This window comes from Plantactinospora sp. A48 (genome assembly GCF_055793945.1).
In genome coordinates, this window is the sequence record NZ_JBTIXF010000042.1 from 1 (window position 1) to 18,807 (window position 18,807).

Consider the following 18,807-nt stretch of genomic DNA (forward strand, 5'->3'; position numbering starts at 1 on the left):
TCCTCAGGCGGGCTTCGGTGCGGGTGCGGAAGTGGCGGCGGTGGACGTACTCGACCTTGATGGTGGAGAAGGTGGCCTCGGCGACGGCGTTGTCGAAGCACGACCCGACCCGCCCCATGGACTGGCGTACCTTCCACCGGTTGCAGGCTCGGGCGAAGTCGGCCGAGGTGTACTCGCTGCCTCTGTCGCTGTGGAAGATCACCCCGTCGACGTTGCCGCCTCGGGTGACGGCGGCCATGTTCAGCGCGGCGACGACCAGCCCGGCGTCGTGGTGGGCGCCCATCGCGTAGCCGAGGATGCGACGGGAGTACAGGTCGATGACGGTGGCCAGGTAGAGCTTGCCCTCGTCGGTGCGGATCTCGGTCATGTCGCCGCACCAGGCGACATCCGGCGCGGGCGCGGTGAACCTGCGTTTGACCAGGTCCGGCGCGGCCGGACGTGTGCCCTGGCGGGTCAGGTTCCGGCGGCGGCGCCTGGCGCGGGCGGTCAGGCCGGCGTCGGCCATGAGCTGCGCGATCGTGTTGTCCGAGACCTGCCAGCCGGACTCGCGCAGCTCGACGCCGATGCGAGGGCTGCCGTAGGTGCCGCCCGAGTCGTCGAACACCTTCTGGACCGCAGCCGACAATCGGATACGCCGGTCATCGCGGCGAGTGGGCGTCCGGTCCCGCCACTTGTAGAACCACGACTCGGACACCCCCAACGCCCGGCAGGTCACCGCGTGCGGCACGGAATGCTCGGTCCTCTGGGAAGCGATGAAGGCGGCCACGCTCACCGGCCCGTCGCCTCTTTGACCCACAGGACCACGGATCGCTTGAGGACATCACGCTCCATCGCCAGCTCGGCGTTTTCCCGCCGCAACCGGGCCAACTCCGCCCGCTCGTCCTCGGCCAACTGCCCCGCAGCAGCCTCACCGCGAGCCTCGCGGTCCCTCTTCACCCAGTTCGCCAGGGTCCCGCTGTTGATCCCCAGATCGCGGGCGACCTGAGCGATCGACTTACCCGTCTCCCGCACGATGCGCACCGCGCCCGCCCGGAACTCCGGATCGAACTGCCGTCTCGTCTCAGCCATGAACCTCTATCCCTCAAGCTCTGGCCTCCACGCTACGAGGGGAAGGGCAACCCGACCCGCCCCATGGACTGGCGTACCTTCCACCGGTTGCAGGCTCGGGCGAAGTCGGCCGAGGTGTACTCGCTGCCTCTGTCGCTGTGGAAGATCACCCCGTCGACGTTGCCGCCTCGGGTGACGGCGGCCATGTTCAGCGCGGCGACGACCAGCCCGGCGTCGTGGTGGGCGCCCATCGCGTAGCCGAGGATGCGACGGGAGTACAGGTCGATGACGGTGGCCAGGTAGAGCTTGCCCTCGTCGGTGCGGATCTCGGTCATGTCGCCGCACCAGGCGACATCCGGCGCGGGCGCGGTGAACCTGCGTTTGACCAGGTCCGGCGCGGCCGGACGTGTGCCCTGGCGGGTCAGGTTCCGGCGGCGGCGCCTGGCGCGGGCGGTCAGGCCGGCGTCGGCCATGAGCTGCGCGATCGTGTTGTCCGAGACCTGCCAGCCGGACTCGCGCAGCTCGACGCCGATGCGAGGGCTGCCGTAGGTGCCGCCCGAGTCGTCGAACACCTTCTGGACCGCAGCCGACAATCGGATACGCCGGTCATCGCGGCGAGTGGGCGTCCGGTCCCGCCACTTGTAGAACCACGACTCGGACACCCCCAACGCCCGGCAGGTCACCGCGTGCGGCACGGAATGCTCGGTCCTCTGGGAAGCGATGAAGGCGGCCACGCTCACCGGCCCGTCGCCTCTTTGACCCACAGGACCACGGATCGCTTGAGGACATCACGCTCCATCGCCAGCTCGGCGTTTTCCCGCCGCAACCGGGCCAACTCCGCCCGCTCGTCCTCGGCCAACTGCCCCGCAGCAGCCTCACCGCGAGCCTCGCGGTCCCTCTTCACCCAGTTCGCCAGGGTCCCGCTGTTGATCCCCAGATCGCGGGCGACCTGAGCGATCGACTTACCCGTCTCCCGCACGATGCGCACCGCGCCCGCCCGGAACTCCGGATCGAACTGCCGTCTCGTCTCAGCCATGAACCTCTATCCCTCAAGCTCTGGCCTCCACGCTACGAGGGGAAGGGCAAATGCTCTGCCAGTTGAGCTAACGACCCAGGCATGGATCATCCCACCGACCGAGCCCATGCGGCTAGGGACTATCGGCACCGCCGAACCCGCGAAGGGAAAGACACGGCCCGCGCCACCGAGGCTACGCTCGCTGGCGCGCCCAACCGAGCGGATCTCAGCAGCATTACGGATGGTCGTCGTATGACCCGACTTGGCTCATTTAGTGCGTGCCGTGGATGAGGTTGAGTGCGGTTTGGAGTTCGGCGGGTAGGGGGTCGGCTGCGGTGATGCTGTGGTCGCCGGCCTGGATGGTGATCGTTCGGTAGCGGCGGGTGGTGGTGACGAAGCGTTTGATGGTCCAGCCGGTGGTGGTTTCGATCCAGCGGGACACGGCCAGGGCTGCGAACACGATGGTCAGGTGGGCTTCGATCGATTCGCGGGTGTGGTGGTAGATCGGCCGGGCGGCCAGATCGGTCTTGCTCATCCGGAAGGACTTCTCGACCTGGAGCAGTCGGCTGTAGGCGCTGATGACCTGTGGTGGGTCGGGGTTCGGGAGGTTGGTGATGTAGCCCTTGATCCCGGCCAGGGAACGGTTTTTGGCTTCCAGGCTCCGGTTGATGCTTTTGGTCGCGCCGGTCAGGCGCACGTACCGGTTCCGCTTGACCGCTGTTTTGCCGGCGACGGCGTTCTCGGCCTTGGCGACCTGGGTGTCGATACCGCGTAGGGTGCGTCGGGCCCGGTCAGCGCGGTACTGGTAGAAGATGGTGTGGTCGCGGCGTTTGTCACCGGGGCCGGCGGGCCAGGGTTGGATGAATACGTGCCCGTCGGGGACCCTGTGTCGGGGTGGGCGTCGCGCCAGGTCTGGACGACGTAGGGCACGTCGGGGACGCGGGCGCCGAGGATGAATGACAGTCCAGCTTGTTCGATCGCGCGTTTGTTCGCCTCGGACACCATCCCTGCGTCGGCGATGACGGTGACGTCGGACAGGCGGTGTGCGTCGAGGAAGGCCCGTAGGACCGGCAGCATGGTGGTGGTCTCGGCCCGGTTGCCCTCGAACGCGTGGACCATCAGCGGGAACCCCGACCCGCCGGTGAGCAGTCCGACGGTGATCTGCGGTTCGAGACGCCGCTCCTTGCTGAAGCCGGGCTCGCGGAACCCGTCGCCTTCGTCGGTCTCGAAGTACAGCGTGGTGACGTCGTAGAGCAGGAACGTCGCCGGCCCTAACCTGACGTGCGCAGCGCAGGCGCGTGCCAGCCTTGCCCGCCATGGACCACCGGCCGGATCACAGGTCGGCTCAGCGTCGTCGGCGACCGATACGCCCTCGGTCCTCTCGCCAGCGGCGGAAGCCTTGCCGCCCGTGGCATACAGCCGCAGCCGCCGCTTGATCGTCGCGTACGACGGCGCCCACGCGCCGGCCTCGTCCAACACCCGCACGGAGTCGAGTTTGCTGGTCGGCTCGATGATCCTGGCCAGGACCAACGCCTTGAACACAGCGTCCTGCTCGGCCGCCACAGCAAACCCCAAGGCGTCGTACCCACGACCCAACGCGTCCAACAGATGCCCGGCACGAGTGGACGTGATCGGCAACGGGCAGCCCCCGTTGGCCGGGCTGTCTGGCAGGCGCAGGTCCAACTCGCCCTGCCCCGCGGACAGCCGCTGCCGGGCCACCGCCTCGAGTAGTTCCAGGTCCGCGTCGGTGTGCGCGGACCCGATGTGCTCGATATCCCGCGATCCCCGACGCTGGGAGTGCACGATCTGCACCGCCCGCGCCCCGGACGCCGTCTTCACCGTCCGCACGTACGCCACAGCCGACACGATAGAACCCGACCCGTTTAGTGCGTGCCTCCCGACGCAACACCCCAGGTCACAGCCCCACAGACCCCAAAATCAGCAAACCGTGAGCCAAGTCGGGTTTCACAACAGGGTGGAGGCATGCAGCAGCGCCCTGAACCCCCACGATGGGCCCTCATGATGTCCCTGCCGTCAAGGGAGGTCTCACCGCCCTGACGGATAGCAGCGGACGCCGCCCGCTGCCATCCGTCGCCGTCGGTTTAGGTCCCTGTAGTGGCGATTAACAGCGGCAAGTCGCGCGCGGCGGCGACGTCTGCGAGACCTGGGTAGAGGTTCTCCTCAAGCGCGTCGACCGCCGACGTCCACGAGTCAAGATCCTCGCGGGACGGCACTGGATCCGGATTGCGGCCGTGAAGAATCTCGCAGATCGCCCCGTATGCCTCCAGCGCTCCCGCAATCACCCGCATGCGTCTGACCTGGGCTCCGGGCGACAGCCCGGGCTCGCCGATGCTGAGGTATAGCCGCCGTTCGATCATGGATATGTCTGGCTTCACGGCTATCACGCTCCGGGGCAGCTTGGCCGCTGCGCGTTCGATGCGGACACGGAGCACCAGCGCTGCCAGCGGCGCTTTCTCGGCTCTGCTCCCAGGCCACCCCTGATAAGCGGCTTGGAGATCCGTTATCTGCACGTCCGGGTAGGTGGCCATTTTCAGCTACCGATCTTTTGGACGGCTTTGATGATCTTCCGGGTTTGGCGCACCCAAAGCTGGGGTTCTCCGTCCGGGGCGCGGCCATGCGCGGCGCCGTTGAGCGCATGCACTGTCGGCGCAAAGCTGCTGATGTCGATGACCTGTAGGCCGGCGCGACGGGCGTAGTTGTTGAGCAGCGCCAGCTGATCGAGAGTCTTTCGCGCCTTCCGTAGTTCGGCGACGACTGTGGCCTCCGGCGAACCGATTCGTCGCCCCAGCATCTCGATCTGAGCGACTACTTCGGCGTCCACGGCCTGACGGCACATGGTCAAGGTCATCGCAGTGACGGCCTCCGGAGTTCCGATGGGCGACTCCTTCTCCGCGCCGAGGATCCGCTGGATTTCGTCTAGTCGCTGGATTCCAGGGCTGGCCACATGTCTCACCCGGACCTGCGGCCGGCCATCACCATGTCGGTCCATCCGGATGTGCGTCGGCATGGCGCCCAAGCCGCGAAGCTCGCGCCAAAGACGGTCGTCGTGGGTGAACACAACGACCTGGAAGCGCTCGGCAAGGGTGATCAGGTGCTGGGCCAGATACCGCACACGCCAGGTATCGAACGCGTGGATCGGGTCGTCAAGCATGAGGAATCCGAACGGGCTCTCCGACTGCGTAGCCCGGGGCAGGTACGTGGCCAGTGAGAGCGCGTTGCGTTGTCCGGTGCTCAAGACCGCGGAGCTGTTCTTGCCGGTCGGCAGCGCAACATCACCGTCAGCAAGGTCCAATGACACGCTCCGCCGGAGCTTCGTACCGCCGGTCAGCGCGATGCCGGTCAGTTTGAGGTCCGCGTCGGGGTTGAGCACCGACCACAACTCCATCACCTCCTTCCCAATAGGCGCGAAAATGTCCTCACGCGCGGTCCGGATCCATCGATCGACCCTCCGGTCCAACCGCTCGGCCACAGCAAGCCGCATCAGCGCCGGCCGTTCTCGGGCATGGACGTCCATCCACGCCCCAATGTGCGCACGGACCGTAGCTTGGGCGGAGATGACGTCGTCACGCCGGGCGAGAAGTCCGTCTCGAACCTTCCCGTACCAGGCGGCCAAGTCAGCGCTCTCGTCCAGCGCATCCGTCAGCGACGCCACGGACGGCGTGACAGTGGCGAATTCGGTGGCCATGCGAACGAGCCGGTCCCACTGCCTTATCCGGAGTTCGGTAGCCGGATCTTCCATCTCGCTAAGCGTCCGGCGCAGGGAGTCCGTCAACATGGCCGGAAAACATCCGCCGAGGTCCCGCAGCGCCCCTTCTGCCGCAGTGGTCGCGGCACGGAGGCCCCGGGTGGCCGTCCTCAGCCGGTCGGCTTCTTCGGTGGCTAGGCGAACCCACTCATGCCCCGCTGTCTGGCATACCGGACACACATCCCGATGACGGAGGTCGTCTAGACGCGCATCGCCAGTGACGAGGGCCCTCTGGAGCACGCCGAGGAGGGTGCTCGCCCCGGCCGCATCCGTACGGCCGGCGTCACTTAGCCGGACGAGGGCCCCGACCGCCCGGTCTCGAAGCCCGTCATCCACAGCCCAGTTGTCGGGCAAACCAAGTGGCGGTGGCGCCGTCGCCGGCAGGGTCTCGGCTAGCGCAACGATTCGTGCCTTCGTCTCATCATCCGGGAACGCTCCGTAGTCACGCAACATCATGGCCAGTTCCGCCTGACCGACCTTGACGATGCCGTTCAGCGCGCTCGCGTGCGCGGCCTCCACCGCTCGCCGAGCGGCCGTACCCTTCTCCCGATCAGCCTTGAGAATGGCTTGCAGTTCTTCCAGCGCGGTCAGCTCTAGCGCATCTTTCAGGAACGCATGGAGATTGCTCGGATCCTGAATAACCTGGGACATCTCCGGATACAGCAGCACCGGCATGTACCGTTCGAATGCCTCCGTCCATTCGCTGGGTGGCGTGCTGAGGCCACCGCCAACGTCCCGCCATCGGACGACTTCGTCCGCCCCGCAAACAATCTCTATTTCTCGACGTCCGTTACTGAGCGTGACAACGATGTCGCGATCTGGATAATGAACATTTCTCGCTAGTACTTGATAAGACCGCTTAGTTCCGCCACTGAGAGTGTGCCGGACGCCGTCAGCGATACTCGTCTTCCCCGTGCTGTTGCGGGCAGTGACGACGGTGAGGCCTGCGGTCGGACTCAGATCTAGGTCGACGGCTTCCTCGCCAACTCCGATGTGACCGCGCACGTGCACGCTTCTGACGTACCAGGGCCCGTCTGCGGTGGTGACGCTCGTCGTCGCATCCGGGTTCTTCGCTCGGATCAGTTCCAGGAGTAGATCCCGCGTGTCGGGCTCAAGACCCGCTGCTGCGACGGCGATGTCACCCCAGGTGAGCAGGACACGTTGCGGAGAGTGTTCGGCGACCACGAAGATCCCTTCAAGTCTGCTGGCCGTGGACAGTCGCCGCGTTTGCCTCGTGCCTGACAACAACGGATGGAGTGGGCCTACAACCGACCCAGCAGCGAGCCGCACAACATATCGCAACCACCACCTCACACCAAACACATTCAATGACGAGTTATCGGGACTCTTTGTACTGGTGTTCTAAATAGCAGGTCAGCGAGCCAAGGTGAGACTAAAACACATTGGCGACTCACCGCAAAAGGTTCGAACATCTGTAGCACCAGCCATTCGCAACCATGATCGTTATTGTCAACGACCTCAGCTGGACGCGAGATCGACCGAGAAGGTTGAGGACACAATTGGCAGGAACATTGGACAGGTCGCCGCTCTTATGCCAGTCTTCAGGGCTCCTGACATCGCCGCTCGCCGGCCAGGCGACGATCACCCGTTCCATGAACGATCGCCAGCGAGGACGACCCGATGCGACGTCCACCAAGGCGACACCAGTCCGCCGCTGGCCAGATCGGTCCAACGGCTCCCGAGCACCCACCGAAGCACCGGGCCGCCGCCGAAACACGAAAAAGGCCCCGACCGGCAGAGAACTGCCAGATCAGGGCCTTGCTCGTTGGTGCGCCGCCAGGGACTCGAACCCCGAACCCGCGGATTAAGAGTCCGCTGCTCTGCCAGTTGAGCTAGCGGCGCTCGCTGACAACGGGGGAAACCCTAGCACGCCGTCGGGAGCGGTTTCCAACCAGATCGACGAGCCGGGTCGCCACCTCCGGGACCGGTCCCGGACCGGCCCAAACAGCCCATCCGGGACGACTCACCCCGAGCATCAACGGCGACTGCCGGGCCGTCGACGGGTCCAACGTGCCACCGGTACGGGCCACTCCGCCTACCCGGCCATCCGACGGCCTCTCCAAGCAGGTGAATTATGTTGAATATTCTCCGCGATAGTCGCTTTTGCGGCGTGGCTCCGCTCACCGCTCGGATCCGGGAGGGCCGCTCGCGCGTCTGTGGGGCACGATGGACGCCGGGGACCAGGACTGTGAGGGGATCAATGCGAGTGACCGGGGACCGGATCCGATGGGTGGGGGCGACACGATCGCGGGCGCTGGCAGCGGTGATCCTCGCCACGATATTGGCGTTGACCGCCGGCTGTTCGGACAAGGGCGGCGGCCCGTCGTGGCAGGGCGGTGGCCAGGTCGGCGATTCGAAGCCCAAGGCCAGCGTGACGATCAGCGCACCGGCGACGGACGCGAAGGATGTTCCGGCCGCCACCGCGATCGCCTTCGAGGCCAAGGACGCCACCAAGAGCACGGTCGAGCTGAAGGACGCCGCCGGCAAGGCCGTTGAGGGCGCGCTGAGCGCCGACGGCAAGAGTTGGCTGCCGGACGGCGCGTTGCAGTACGGCACCGCGTACACGGCGACGGTGAGCGCGACCGGCGACGACGGCAAGGTCGCGACGGCGACCAGCAGCTTCACCACGATGGCCAAGCCGGCCAACCAGGTACGGGTGACCAGCTTCATCGGCGACAACCAGGTCGTCGGCGTCGGCATGCCGCTGATCGTGAAGTTCGGTCGGGCCATCCCGGAGAACGTCCGGGCCGACGTGCAGCGCCGGATGACGGTGCGGACCACGCCGGCCCAGGAGGGCGCCTGGCGGTGGATCAGCCCGACCGAGGTGCACTTCCGGCCCAGGGAGTTCTGGAAGGCCAACACCCGGCTGGAGTACAAGATCCAGGTGGGTGGCCTGCCGATGGGCGCCGGCTGGTACGGCAAGTCGGACCTGACCATCGACGCCAAGGTCGGCCCGTCGTTCGTGATGACCGTCGACAACAGGACCAAGCGGATGACGGTCACCAAGGACGGCAAGGCGATCAAGACCATCCTGGTGAGCCTCGGCAAGAAGAGCACCCCGTCGTCCAGCGGCACCATGCTGGTGATGGAGAAGTTCCGGCACACCGTCTTCGACACCACCACCGAGCTGGGTCCGGATGACGGCTACCGCACCGACATCGACTTCGCCCAGCGGATCACGTACGGCGGGGAGTTCATCCACGCCGCGCCCTGGTCGGAGGGCAAGCAGGGCTCGGTCAACGTGTCACACGGTTGCGTGAACGTCTCGATGGCCGACGGCGGCTGGCTGTTCGGCCAGACCCGGATCGGCGACCCGATCACCGTGAAGGGCACCGAGCGTCAGTTGCAGAACGGCAACGGCTGGACCGACTGGAACCTCGACTGGGACGACTACGTCAAGGGCAGCGCGATCCCGTACCAGCCGGGGCAGACCACCAGCACGGCGCCGGGCGAGTAACGGGAGCGGACGACCGCCCCCGACATGGCCCCTACAGCACTCAGGCCCCCTCCGACGGAGGGGGCCTGAGTGGTAGTGGAGAAAATCCACTGATGGGGTGACTGATGGGATTTGAACCCACGACACCCGGGACCACAACCCGGTGCTCTGCCAACTGAGCTACAGCCACCATGTCGCCGCGCCGCGCGGCAGCGCCGGACGGGACGTACGAATGATAGCCGTATCCCCCGCCGCCGCGTCGAGCGGGTTCCCCCGACGGCGTCGCCGGCTCAGAGTTCCGCGGCGATCGCCTTGGCGCTGCTGACGTCCGGCCCCGGCAGGGGTACGAAGATCGTCCGGCGGTAGTACTCCAGTTCCCGGATGCTCTCCCGGATGTCCGCCAGGGCCCGGTGCGCGAGTCCCTTGGCCGGCTGCCCGAAGTACACCCGGGGGTACCAACGGCGGCACAACTCCTTTATCGACGAGACGTCGATCATGCGGTAGTGCAGGTGCGCGTCGAGTCGCCGCATGTCCCGGGCCAGGAAGCCCCGGTCGGTGGCGATCGAGTTCCCGCACAGCGGGGCCGTGCGCGGATCCTTCACGTGGCTGGTCACGTACTCCAGCACCATGTCCTCGGCCTCTTCGAGGGTGACGGTCGAGCGCCGCGCCTCCTCGGTGAGCCCGGACTTCTCGTGCATAGTCCGCACGATCTCGGGCATGGCGCCGAGCGCGTGCTCATCCGCGTGGATCACCACGTCCACGCCGTCGCCCAGCACGTTGAGATCCCGGTCGGTGACCAGTGCCGCGACCTCGATCAGTTTGTCCGTCCCGAGGTCGAGGCCGGTCATCTCACAGTCGACCCAGACAAGGAGATCAGCCACCGACACAGCGTACGCGCCGCCAGACGGTACGCGCCTCGGCACGGCGGCCGGTGCCGCCCGCTAGGGTTTCTCCGTGCCCGCCGAACCCGCCGCATCCCCGCCCCGTCCCCAGGTCGGTAGGGGCGGCGCACGCACCGGGGGCCTCATCGCCACCGTCGCGCTCTTCCTCGCGGTCCCCCTGCTGTACCTGCTCGGCACGCCGCACAGCTTCTACGACCTCAAGATCTACATCAGCGCCATGCGCTGGTGGGCGGACGGGCACCCGCTCTACGACTACGCGCAGCCGGACTTCCTCCAGGGACACCTCTACTTCACCTATCCGCCCCTGACCGCGCTGCTGCTGCGGCCGTTCGCCGCCGTACCGGGCGGTCACGCGCTGGGGATCACCATTGTGATCTTCACGATCCTCACCGTCGCCGCCGTCGTGCTGACCACCTGGTGGCTGGTGGCGCCGATCGCCGACCGGCGCGGCTGGTCCCGCTGGCTGGCCGCCGGCATCGCGGTCCCGCTGGTGTTCGCCGTCGAGAGCACCCGTGAAACGATCACCTTCGGCCAGATCAACATGCTGCTCGTGGTGCTCATCCTGGCCGACCTGCTGATCGTCGTACCCCGGCATTCGCGCTGGGCCGGCGTGGGGATCGGGCTGGCGACGGCCCTCAAGCTCTACCCGGGCATCTTCATCGTCTACCTGCTGGCCACCCGGCGGTGGCGGGCGGCGGCCACCGCCAGCGCCACGGCGGCCGGAGTCACGCTGCTGGTCGCGGCGGTCACCCCGGGCGACTCGTGGCGGTTCTGGACCCACGAGCTGTGGAACGCCGACCGGGTCGGCAGCCGGCCGGACTACACGGGCAACCAGTCGCTGTACGGGCTGCTGTGGCGGTTGACCGTGCCGGACCGCCCCGACCGGCCACTCTGGCTGGCCCTGGTCCTCGTGATCGCCGCGCTCGGGCTGTGGCGGGCCGCCCGCGCCGCCCGCGCCGGCGACGAACTGACCGGGCTCACCCTCACCGGGCTGGTCGGGGCGCTGGCCAGCCCGATCACCTGGACGCACCACGTCTACTGGTTCATCCCGGCCGTCGTGGTGCTGGTCGACGCCGGGCTCGGCCAACGGGACGGGCGGACCGCCGGTCCGGACGGGCCGACGTCCGCGCCGCGCCGCCGGCGTCGCGGGTGGCTGGTCTTCGCCCTGCTCGTGTACGCCGGCAGCGTCTACGGGGTGGTGTCCTTCCACGACTGGGGCATCCGGCTGGACCGCACCGACGATCCCGCGGCCTTCCTGCTGCGCAACCTGTACGTGGTGCTGGCGCTGCTGCTGATCGCGGTGCTGCCGGCCCGCCGTCGACCAACCCCGGCCACCGCGGCCATCGCCGCCACCGCGACCACCCCGGCCACCGCGACCACCCCGGCCACCGCGGACGAGCCGGCCACCGCGGACGAGCCGGAAGGCAGGGCCGAGCCGGGTGTTCTGGCCGAACCAGGTGATGAGACCGAGCCGAGCGCCGGGGCCGACCGTGACACCGGGGCCGACCGTGACACCGGGGCCGACCGGGACGCCGGGTTCCTGCGCGCCGACCACCCCCGGTAAATCTCGTTCCTATCCGAGATCCTGTTCCTATCCGAGATCTTGGAGTTCTCTTACCCCCGGCGGGGTAGCAGAATTCCAAGATCTCGGTGGCTGGCTGGACCCGACCGGCGGGCCAGGCTGGGAGGGCCGGACGGCGGGCCAGGCCGACCGGCCGGCCGGCCGAGCCAGGCAGGGGCGGCCGAGTCAGGCAGGGGCGGTCGGCCGGCCGAGTCAGGCAGGGGGGCCACACCGGCCGGGTCAGGCTGGGAGGGCCGAATGGTGGGTCAGGCTGGGGGGGCCGAACGGCGGGTGCGCAGGAAGGCCAGCCCGCCGAGGATCAGCCCGGCCAGACCCACCACCAGGCCGGCCACCCCGAAGCCCAGCGCCGTCCCGGCGCCGTCGTCAGCGCCGTCGGCGTCGGATGCGTCGGACGCGGTCGTCGTACCGGCGGAGGTCACCGGCGCGCCCGACGCCGGGCCGTCGGTGGGTTCGGCCGACGCGGCGGTCAGGGTCAGCACCGGGGCCGGGTCCTCCGGCTCGTCGGCGCCGGCCTGTGGCTCCTCGATCCACCGTGCCACGGTCCCGTCCGAGTACGTCTGGAGCACCTTGAAGACCATTTTGTCGGCCTGCGGCAGCGGCCCCAGGGAGACCGGGAACTCCTGGAACTGACCGGGCTTGACGGCGGCGTCCCCGGTGGCGGTCCAGGTGATCGTCGCGGGCGCCTCGGTGACCTGGCTACCGTGCAGCTCCACCGGCTTGTCGAGCTTTCGCTTCTCCACCAGCACGGTCCAGCCGGCCACCGGCATCGTGGAGACCGAACCGACCGGCGCGTTCTCCGGCAGCGTCACCTGCACCTTGGTGGTGGAGGCCTTGTCGCTCTCGTTCGGCACCCGGAACGCGACCCGGGCGTACCCGCCCTGGACCGCCTCGTTCGGGTTGACCGTGACGTGCGCGGCGGCCGGTGCGGCCAGGCCGAGCACGCCGAGTGCGGCGGTGCCGACGGTGAGGACGGCGGCCACCAGGCCGCGACGCCGGTATCGGGACATTGAGAAGGTCCTTTCTAGCGGATCGGCACGGTGGCGGTCACCGATGCCTGGTCGATCTCGGAGATCCGCAGCGTGAAGCGCAACTGCCAGGAGCCGGCCGTGGGCGTGCTGATCTCTCCGGAAGCGTGGTTGTCGGTGATCGGCAGCAGCGGGATGCTGATCGGATCCACCCCGCGTTCGGGCAGGGCCGCCGTCGCCTTCCACTCCAGAACCCGTAGCGGCTGGTTGCCCGGGGTGTACGCGTACAGGTGCAGCGTGTTGTTTCCGGTCCGGGCCGGTTCGATCTCCACCTGCAACGAGTAGAGCGAGCTGGTCAGGTTGGCCGAGTAGTACGTCGGCGCGCCCGGGGTGCCGCCACCGGCCGCCGTGCGGGCCGGGGTCTGCTGCACCAGGGTGGCCGAGAGGGCCAGCACCACGGCCAGCACGGCGATCTCCAGCCAGACCAACCGGCGCAGTCCGGTCGCCACCTGGCGCCGCACGGCCCGCCGGGAGAAGGCGGCCACCCCGAGCACCAGCCCGAGCAGTCCGATCTTGACGAGCAGCAGCCGGCCGTACCCGGTGTCGACCAGCGCCGCCGGGGTGCCGACCTCGATCAACGCCTGGACCGTCCCGGCCAGCACCAGCGCGGTGACCGCGAGCGCGGCCCACCGGGACCAGATGGGCAGGATCGCCCCCAGCTCCTCGTCGGTGGCCCGGGGCAGCAGGAACCCGGCCAGCATCACCAGGCCGCCCAGCCACACCGACATGCTGGCCAGGTGAACCACGTCCATCACCACCGAGACCACCGGCACCGGGGAGGCCGCCGGGTGACCGGCGACCGCCCAGGTGCCCAACCCGGCGACCGCGAGGACGCCCAGCAGGACCAGATCGGTCCGGCCGGCCTGACCGGACAGCACCGGCCGCAGCAGGATCAGGGCCGCCACCAGTACGCCCAACCGGACCAGCAGCGCCGCCCCGAAGGTGCTGCCCAGGACGTCGCCGAGCTGGCTCGCGCGCACGTCGAACAGCCCACCGCCCGCGCTGTACGGCACCTGGAGCCACAGCCCGGCCACGGTGGCCAGCGCCACCAACCCGACACCGGTGTACGCCACCCGGGCCGGCCCGCGCCGGGACAGCCGGCGCGGCCACAGCAGGGACACCACCAGGAGCGAACCGATCAGCAGCGCCAGACCCGCGTACCCGACGTACTTGGCGACCTTGACGGCGGTGGACACCACCGGGTCGACCCGGCTGGTGCCCTGGCTGTCGACGGGCGGCGTCGAGGGTGCCCCCACCGAGTACGTGTAGCCGCCCGCCACCGGGTGGGTGTCGGCCGAGATCACCCGGTAGGTCACCAGGTAGGTGCCGTTGGGCCCGGACGGGTCGACCTTGATGGTCAGCACACCGCCGGACACGGTGGGCTCGCCCCGGTCCACCCGGCTGCCGTCCGGCCCGATCACCCGGACCCGGTCCGGCACCCGCCGCACGCTCTCGCTGAAGGTGAGCACCACCTCGCTCGGGGCGCTGGCGACGACGGCGCCGTTCGACGGGCTGCTGCTGACCAGGACGGCGTGCGCGCTGGCCGGCGACGCCGGCCCGAGCAGCGCCAGCAGCGCCGTCACCAGTAGACCGACGGCCGCGGCGACCCGCGCCGCCCGGGAATGCTTCGCAGGGGTCATGCCGGACATGTTCGCTGATCACGCTCGGGTCGGCGAACCGCGGGAGGCCACCCCTGGCGCACCGACCGGACCCGCCCGGCCCTGGCGGCGCCGGACACCGCGCCGGCGGCGCCGCTCCGCCCAGAGGCTGTGGTCACGCACCGGTAGTCGGCGGTGCCGGCCGGAAAGTTCCCGGCCACCGCGACCGGCGCCCGCCGAACCGGCAACCGGCCGATCCACCGGAGGCCGACGCCACCGCCACCCCGAACCCCGACCATCGGAAGCCGGCGCCGTCCCGAACCCGGGCCATCGGTCGGTTCGTCGGCAGCCCGAACCCGGATGAGCGGCGGGTTCCGGCCGGGAACCGGACGACAAGGGCCGAACGGTCCAGCTTCGGCCAGGTGGCCCGCGTACCCTCTGTTGACGTGATCCCCGCCGACGAACCCGACAGCGCCCACGACCCGGACCCGGCGCTGGCCGCCGGGACGCCACCCGGCCCGGACGCGGTGACCGGCTGGGCGCTGGCCGCCCGCGCCGGTGACCCGGCCGCCCAGGCGGCCTTCGTCCGGGCCACCCAGGTGGAGGTCTGGCGGTTCGCCGCCGCGCTGGTCGACCCCGGCAGCGCCGACGACCTGACCCAGGAGACCTACCTGCGGGCGTTCCGGGCGCTGCCGAGTTTCGCCGGCCGGTCCAGCGCGCGCACCTGGCTGCTCGGGATCGCCCGCCGGGCCTGCGCCGACCACCTGCGCACGGTCGTCCGCCGGCGCCGGTTGGACGCCCGGCTGACCGCGCAGGCCCGCACCCAGACACCGCACCCCGACCCGGCCGGCCAACTCGGCGCCGCCGACCTGCTCCGGCGCCTCCCGCCCGACCGGCGGGAGGCGTTCGTGCTCACCCAGGTGCTCGGCCTGTCCTACGCCGAGGCCGCCGAGGTCGAGGGGGTACCCGTGGGCACCATCCGGTCCCGGGTGGCCCGGGCCCGCGCCGACCTGGTGGACGCCGTCGGCCAGGCGATGGCGAACTGACCTCATGAACCGGAACCCGCACCCCGATCGGAACGACTAACCACCGTGACTGCCTCGACCGCTCCCCCCGCCCGCTGGCCGGTGGTCCGTCCCTGGCTGGGCACCCTGGTCCGGCTGGGACTCGCCGCCGTCTGGCTCGTCGCCGGCGCCAGCAAGGTCGGTGACCTGGCCGCCTCCGGCCGCGCCGTCAACGCGTACCGCCTGCTGCCGTACGACGTCGCCACCGTGATCGGCGCGGCGCTGCCGTTCGTGGAACTCGCCCTCGGGGTGCTGCTGCTGGTCGGCCTGGCCACCCGGCTCGCCGCCGGGGTGGCCACGGCGCTGCTGGCGGTCTTCATCGCCGGCATCGCCTCGGCGTGGTCCCGTGGCCTGTCCATCGACTGCGGCTGCTTCGGCAGCGGCGGGCAGCTCGGTGCGGGCCAGCACCCGACATACGGACCGGAGATCCTGCGGGACATCGGGTTCGTCATCCTCGCCGGCTTCCTGCTGATCTGGCCGCGTACCGCGGTGTCGGTGGACGGTTGGCTGGCGCACGACACCGGTACGGAGGAGATCGATGAGTAGTCGCAAGGACCAGAAGAGTTCGGCCCGGGTGGTCCGCGAGCAACTGGCCCGGGAGCGACGCCGGAAGCGCACCCTGTGGACCTCCATCGCCGCCGTGGCGGTCCTGGTGATCGCCGGCCTGATCGGGTACGGCGTCTGGGCGAGCCAGCGGCCGACCGACACCACCGCGCCGTCCGGCACCGTGGCCGACGGCACCGCGGTGGCGCTCGGCTCCGGCCCGGTGACCATCGACATCTACGAGGACTTCCAGTGCCCGGTCTGCAAGCAGTTCGAGCAGCAGTCCGGGGCCACCATCGACCAGTTGGTGGCTGACAACAAGGTGAAGGTGCAGTACCACCCGATCGCCATCCTGGACCGGTTCTCCTCCACCAACTACTCGACCCGGTCGGCCGCCGCGGCCGGCTGCGCGGCGCCGACCGGCAAGTTCCGGGACTACGCGAAGGCGCTGTTCGCGCAGCAACCGGCCGAGGGCAGCGCCGGGCTGACCAACGACCAGCTCGTGGACATCGGCACCCAGGCCGGGATCAGCGGCGGGGACTTCGCCAGCTGCGTACGGGACCAGCGGTTCAAGGGTTGGACCCAGAGCACCACCGAGGCGGCCACCAAGTCTGGGGTGAACGGCACGCCCACGGTGCTGGTGAACGGCACCAAGATCGACACACCGACCCCGGACAACATCACCGCCGCCGTGCAGGCGGCCGCGAAGTAAGGGTGTGGGGTTGGGGTTGGGGGCCGGACGACCCGCTCTGGGCGGTCAGGCTTGATCCCGACGCGGGTCGCCCGGCCCCAACCCTTCGCTGGGTGGCCCGCTCTGGGCGGTCAGGTCTGGTCCCGACGCGGGTCGCCCGGCCCAACCCTGCTCCGGGCGGCTCGCTCTGGGCGGGCAGGTTGGCACTCGGGTGGCGGGGCGGCTGGCGCGGGTGGGGTGAGCGGAACGGGGCTACGCTGAGGACGTGACTTCCCGCGTCCCGGTCCTGCTGTCCAGCTCCTCGGTCTTCCCGGAGCCGACCGCGGCGGCGTTCGAGCTGGCCGCCCGGCTCGGCTACGACGGCGTCGAGGTGATGGTCTGGACCGACGCGGTCAGCCAGGACGCCGGAGCCCTGCGAGGCCTGGCCGAGCACTACGGGGTGCCCGTGCTGTCGGTCCACGCGCCGTGCCTGCTGGTGACCCAGCGGGTGTGGAGTTCCGATCCGTGGGAGCGGCTCCGCCGCGCGGCCGGGCTGGCCGAGAGCCTGTCGGCGCCCACGGTGGTGGTGCATCCGCCGTTCACCTGGCAGCGTGACTACGCGCGTACCTTCGCCGACGGGTTGACCCGGCTGGAAGGTGCGCACCCTGACCTGAGCTTCGCCGTGGAGAACATGTATCCGGTCCGGATGGCGGGGCGGAGCTTCGTTCCCTACCTTCCGGGCTGGGACCCGACGGAGGCCGGCTACTCGGCGTACACCCTTGACCTGTCACACTGCGCCGCCGCCCACCAGGACTCGCTCGAGATGGCCGACCGGATGGGCGCAGGCCTGGCTCACGTACACCTCGGGGACGGCACGGGGGAGGGGCGCGACGAGCACCTCGTGCCGGGGCGAGGCAACCAGCCCTGCGCCGAACTGCTCGCCTCCCTCGCCGGCCGGGGCTTCGCCGGTGCGGTGGCCGTCGAGGTCGCCACCCGGGGCGCCCGGAGCCGGGCCCAGCGCGAGGCGGATCTGCGGGCCTCCCTGGAGTTCGCCCGCCAACACCTCACCGCGCCGAGCCCGGTCCGCAGCTGACCGTCGCGGGCCAAGGCTTCTGGACGCGGCTGACCGCCGCGGGCCAAGGCTTCTGGACGCGGCTGATCGTCGCGGGCGGGGCTTCGGGGCCCGCGGTGGTCACGACGTCGAGCCTGGTCCGTCGGCTGTCGCGGGTCGGGTCCGGGCTCCGGACACGGGTGATCGCCGCGGGTCGGGATTCGGGCCGCGGTTGACTGGCGGGCGGCGTCAGCCGACCGGTGCCAGCGGGGCCGGCACGGCTGCCGGAACCCGCTCCGCGGCGCTGGCCTGCGCGCCCACGGTCGCGCCGGCCTGCACGCCCACGGTGCCACCGGCCTGCGCGCCGACGGCGGCCCGCTTGCGAGCCCGGTGCGCTGCCACATGCGACCGGGTCGCGCAGCGCTCCGAGCAGAAGCGCCGGCAGCAGTTCGACGAGGTGTCCAGATACACGTTGCCGCACCTGTCGTCCGCGCAGACCCCGAACCGGGAGCCGCCGAACTCGCAGAGCCAGACCGACAGCCCCCACACCGCACCGGCGATGAACTCGGCGCTGACCGAGGCCCCCCGGCTCGTGACGTGCATGTGCCAGTCCCGTTCGTCATCGTGACCCGAGATGCGCGGCTGGACCGGGAAGGTCTCCAGCAGCGAGTTCAACTCGGTCACCGCTTCGGCGTCCCGGCCGGTCGTGCCCAGCTCGAAGACGTCACGCAGGCGCTTCTGCGCCCGCCGGAAAATCGCCAGATCCCGCTCGGCGACCTCGTCCCGCATCCAGAGGTTCTCGTCGCCGAACACGGCCCGCAGGCCGTCGAGGTCGTCCAGCCGGGCGTTGACCAGATCAACCCCGGTCCGGGCGTACGCGTCGAAGTCCACCCGACAACCGTAGACGACTCACGGCGGTTGCGGTGTGTCCCCGTAGCGTGACGGGAACCCCCCGTGTTCGTCGATGGGCGCCAGGGAATTCCGGCGGTCCGTCCGGGAGCATCGGCGGTGCGTCCGGAAGCGTCGGCGGCGCGTCCGGGAGTGTTGGCAGCCCGTCGGGAGTGTTGGTGGCCCGTCCGGAAGCGGC

At 69.8% G+C, this 18,807-nt stretch carries 15 protein-coding genes, 2 tRNA genes and 2 pseudogenes; 6 read left to right on the top strand and 13 right to left on the bottom strand.

The genetic code is table 11. The features are described 5' to 3' along the window. The 8 genes and pseudogenes from ACXN5W_RS20425 to ACXN5W_RS20460 all read right to left on the bottom strand — a co-directional run. Positions 1-772: IS3 family transposase (locus tag ACXN5W_RS20425; RefSeq protein WP_473159939.1), on the bottom strand; the 772-nt coding region annotated here is incomplete at its 3' end. Further along, positions 769-1,068, bottom strand: coding sequence for a transposase (locus ACXN5W_RS20430; RefSeq protein ID WP_269678633.1), 300 nt, complete (start codon positions 1,066-1,068; stop codon positions 769-771). The genes ACXN5W_RS20425 and ACXN5W_RS20430, both read right to left, overlap by 4 nt. A 32-nt stretch (positions 1,069-1,100) precedes the next feature. Then, positions 1,101-1,787 (bottom strand): IS3 family transposase, encoded by a 687-nt coding sequence (locus ACXN5W_RS20435; protein ID WP_473159940.1) that lies wholly within the window; start codon positions 1,785-1,787, stop codon positions 1,101-1,103. After that, positions 1,784-2,083 (bottom strand): transposase, encoded by a 300-nt coding sequence (locus ACXN5W_RS20440; protein WP_269678633.1) that lies wholly within the window; start codon positions 2,081-2,083, stop codon positions 1,784-1,786. The genes ACXN5W_RS20435 and ACXN5W_RS20440 overlap by 4 nt, the downstream gene beginning before the upstream one ends. A gap of 250 nt (positions 2,084-2,333) precedes the next feature. Continuing rightward, a pseudogene (locus ACXN5W_RS20445) lies at positions 2,334-3,919 on the bottom strand (IS1634 family transposase). A 245-nt stretch (positions 3,920-4,164) separates the two neighbouring features. Further along, complete coding sequence (locus ACXN5W_RS20450) at positions 4,165-4,611, bottom strand: hypothetical protein (protein ID WP_473159941.1); 447 nt, start codon at positions 4,609-4,611, stop codon at positions 4,165-4,167. A 2-nt stretch (positions 4,612-4,613) separates the two neighbouring features. Beyond that, entirely contained in the window at positions 4,614-7,013 is a 2,400-nt protein-coding gene (locus tag ACXN5W_RS20455; RefSeq protein ID WP_473159942.1) for a hypothetical protein, read from the bottom strand. A gap of 602 nt (positions 7,014-7,615) precedes the next feature. Then, positions 7,616-7,691: transfer RNA gene (locus ACXN5W_RS20460), tRNA-Lys, on the bottom strand. A 358-nt stretch (positions 7,692-8,049) separates the two neighbouring features. On the opposite strand from ACXN5W_RS20460, the gene ACXN5W_RS20465 reads away from it, so the two are divergent. Continuing rightward, positions 8,050-9,306 carry a L,D-transpeptidase gene (locus ACXN5W_RS20465; protein ID WP_473159943.1) on the top strand — a complete coding sequence of 419 codons (1,257 nt, stop codon included), beginning with the start codon at positions 8,050-8,052 and terminating at the stop codon, positions 9,304-9,306. A gap of 93 nt (positions 9,307-9,399) precedes the next feature. Here ACXN5W_RS20465 and ACXN5W_RS20470 read toward each other — a convergent pair. Together ACXN5W_RS20470 and orn are read right to left on the bottom strand one after the other, a co-directional pair. Further along, positions 9,400-9,475, bottom strand: a tRNA-His gene (locus tag ACXN5W_RS20470). Positions 9,476-9,575: 100 nt separating this feature from the next. Continuing rightward, entirely contained in the window at positions 9,576-10,172 is a 597-nt protein-coding gene (gene orn, locus ACXN5W_RS20475) for an oligoribonuclease (RefSeq protein WP_473159944.1), read from the bottom strand. Between the two features lie 67 nt (positions 10,173-10,239). On the opposite strand from orn, the pseudogene ACXN5W_RS20480 reads away from it, so the two are divergent. Continuing rightward, positions 10,240-11,511, top strand: a pseudogene (locus ACXN5W_RS20480) (glycosyltransferase 87 family protein); the annotation flags it as partial. Positions 11,512-12,014: 503 nt separating this feature from the next. Here the strand turns inward: ACXN5W_RS20480 and ACXN5W_RS20485 are convergent. Both ACXN5W_RS20485 and ACXN5W_RS20490 read right to left on the bottom strand, forming a co-directional pair. Next, on the bottom strand, positions 12,015-12,776 hold the full coding sequence (locus ACXN5W_RS20485) for a YcnI family copper-binding membrane protein (protein WP_473159945.1): 762 nt from the start codon (positions 12,774-12,776) through the stop codon (positions 12,015-12,017). 14 nt (positions 12,777-12,790) lie between these two features. After that, the gene (locus tag ACXN5W_RS20490) at positions 12,791-14,443 is read right to left on the bottom strand and encodes a copper resistance CopC/CopD family protein (protein ID WP_473159946.1); all 1,653 of its coding nucleotides are present in this window, start codon (positions 14,441-14,443) and stop codon (positions 12,791-12,793) included. 443 nt (positions 14,444-14,886) lie between these two features. On the opposite strand from ACXN5W_RS20490, the gene ACXN5W_RS20495 reads away from it, so the two are divergent. The 4 genes from ACXN5W_RS20495 to ACXN5W_RS20510 all read left to right on the top strand — a co-directional run bounded on the left by ACXN5W_RS20495 (position 14,887) and on the right by ACXN5W_RS20510 (position 17,762). Continuing rightward, a complete protein-coding gene (locus tag ACXN5W_RS20495) occupies positions 14,887-15,438 on the top strand; it encodes a sigma-70 family RNA polymerase sigma factor (protein WP_473159979.1) in 552 nt (183 codons plus the stop codon). Between the two features lie 45 nt (positions 15,439-15,483). Further along, on the top strand, positions 15,484-16,002 hold the full coding sequence (locus ACXN5W_RS20500; protein WP_473159947.1) for a MauE/DoxX family redox-associated membrane protein: 519 nt from the start codon (positions 15,484-15,486) through the stop codon (positions 16,000-16,002). Further along, the gene (locus tag ACXN5W_RS20505) at positions 15,995-16,711 is read left to right on the top strand and encodes a DsbA family protein (RefSeq protein WP_473159948.1); all 717 of its coding nucleotides are present in this window, start codon (positions 15,995-15,997) and stop codon (positions 16,709-16,711) included. The genes ACXN5W_RS20500 and ACXN5W_RS20505 overlap by 8 nt, the downstream gene beginning before the upstream one ends. A gap of 244 nt (positions 16,712-16,955) precedes the next feature. Beyond that, the gene (locus tag ACXN5W_RS20510) at positions 16,956-17,762 is read left to right on the top strand and encodes a sugar phosphate isomerase/epimerase family protein (protein ID WP_473159949.1); all 807 of its coding nucleotides are present in this window, start codon (positions 16,956-16,958) and stop codon (positions 17,760-17,762) included. Between the two features lie 207 nt (positions 17,763-17,969). Here the strand turns inward: ACXN5W_RS20510 and ACXN5W_RS20515 are convergent, their stop codons facing one another. Continuing rightward, positions 17,970-18,611 (bottom strand): CGNR zinc finger domain-containing protein, encoded by a 642-nt coding sequence (locus ACXN5W_RS20515; protein WP_473159950.1) that lies wholly within the window; start codon positions 18,609-18,611, stop codon positions 17,970-17,972. Positions 18,612-18,807 lie beyond the last annotated feature (196 nt).

Bases quoted from the DNA above. Each gene is read 5' to 3' on its own strand.
- ACXN5W_RS20430 (WP_269678633.1), bottom strand. From the start codon at position 1,068: ATGGCTGAGACGAGACGGCAGTTCGATCCGGAGTTCCGGGCGGGCGCG.
- ACXN5W_RS20440 (WP_269678633.1), bottom strand. From the start codon at position 2,083: ATGGCTGAGACGAGACGGCAGTTCGATCCGGAGTTCCGGGCGGGCGCG.
- ACXN5W_RS20450 (WP_473159941.1), bottom strand. From the start codon at position 4,611: ATGGCCACCTACCCGGACGTGCAGATAACGGATCTCCAAGCCGCTTAT.
- ACXN5W_RS20465 (WP_473159943.1), top strand. From the start codon at position 8,050: ATGCGAGTGACCGGGGACCGGATCCGATGGGTGGGGGCGACACGATCG.
- ACXN5W_RS20485 (WP_473159945.1), bottom strand. From the start codon at position 12,776: ATGTCCCGATACCGGCGTCGCGGCCTGGTGGCCGCCGTCCTCACCGTC.
- ACXN5W_RS20490 (WP_473159946.1), bottom strand. From the start codon at position 14,443: ATGTCCGGCATGACCCCTGCGAAGCATTCCCGGGCGGCGCGGGTCGCC.
- ACXN5W_RS20505 (WP_473159948.1), top strand. From the start codon at position 15,995: ATGAGTAGTCGCAAGGACCAGAAGAGTTCGGCCCGGGTGGTCCGCGAG.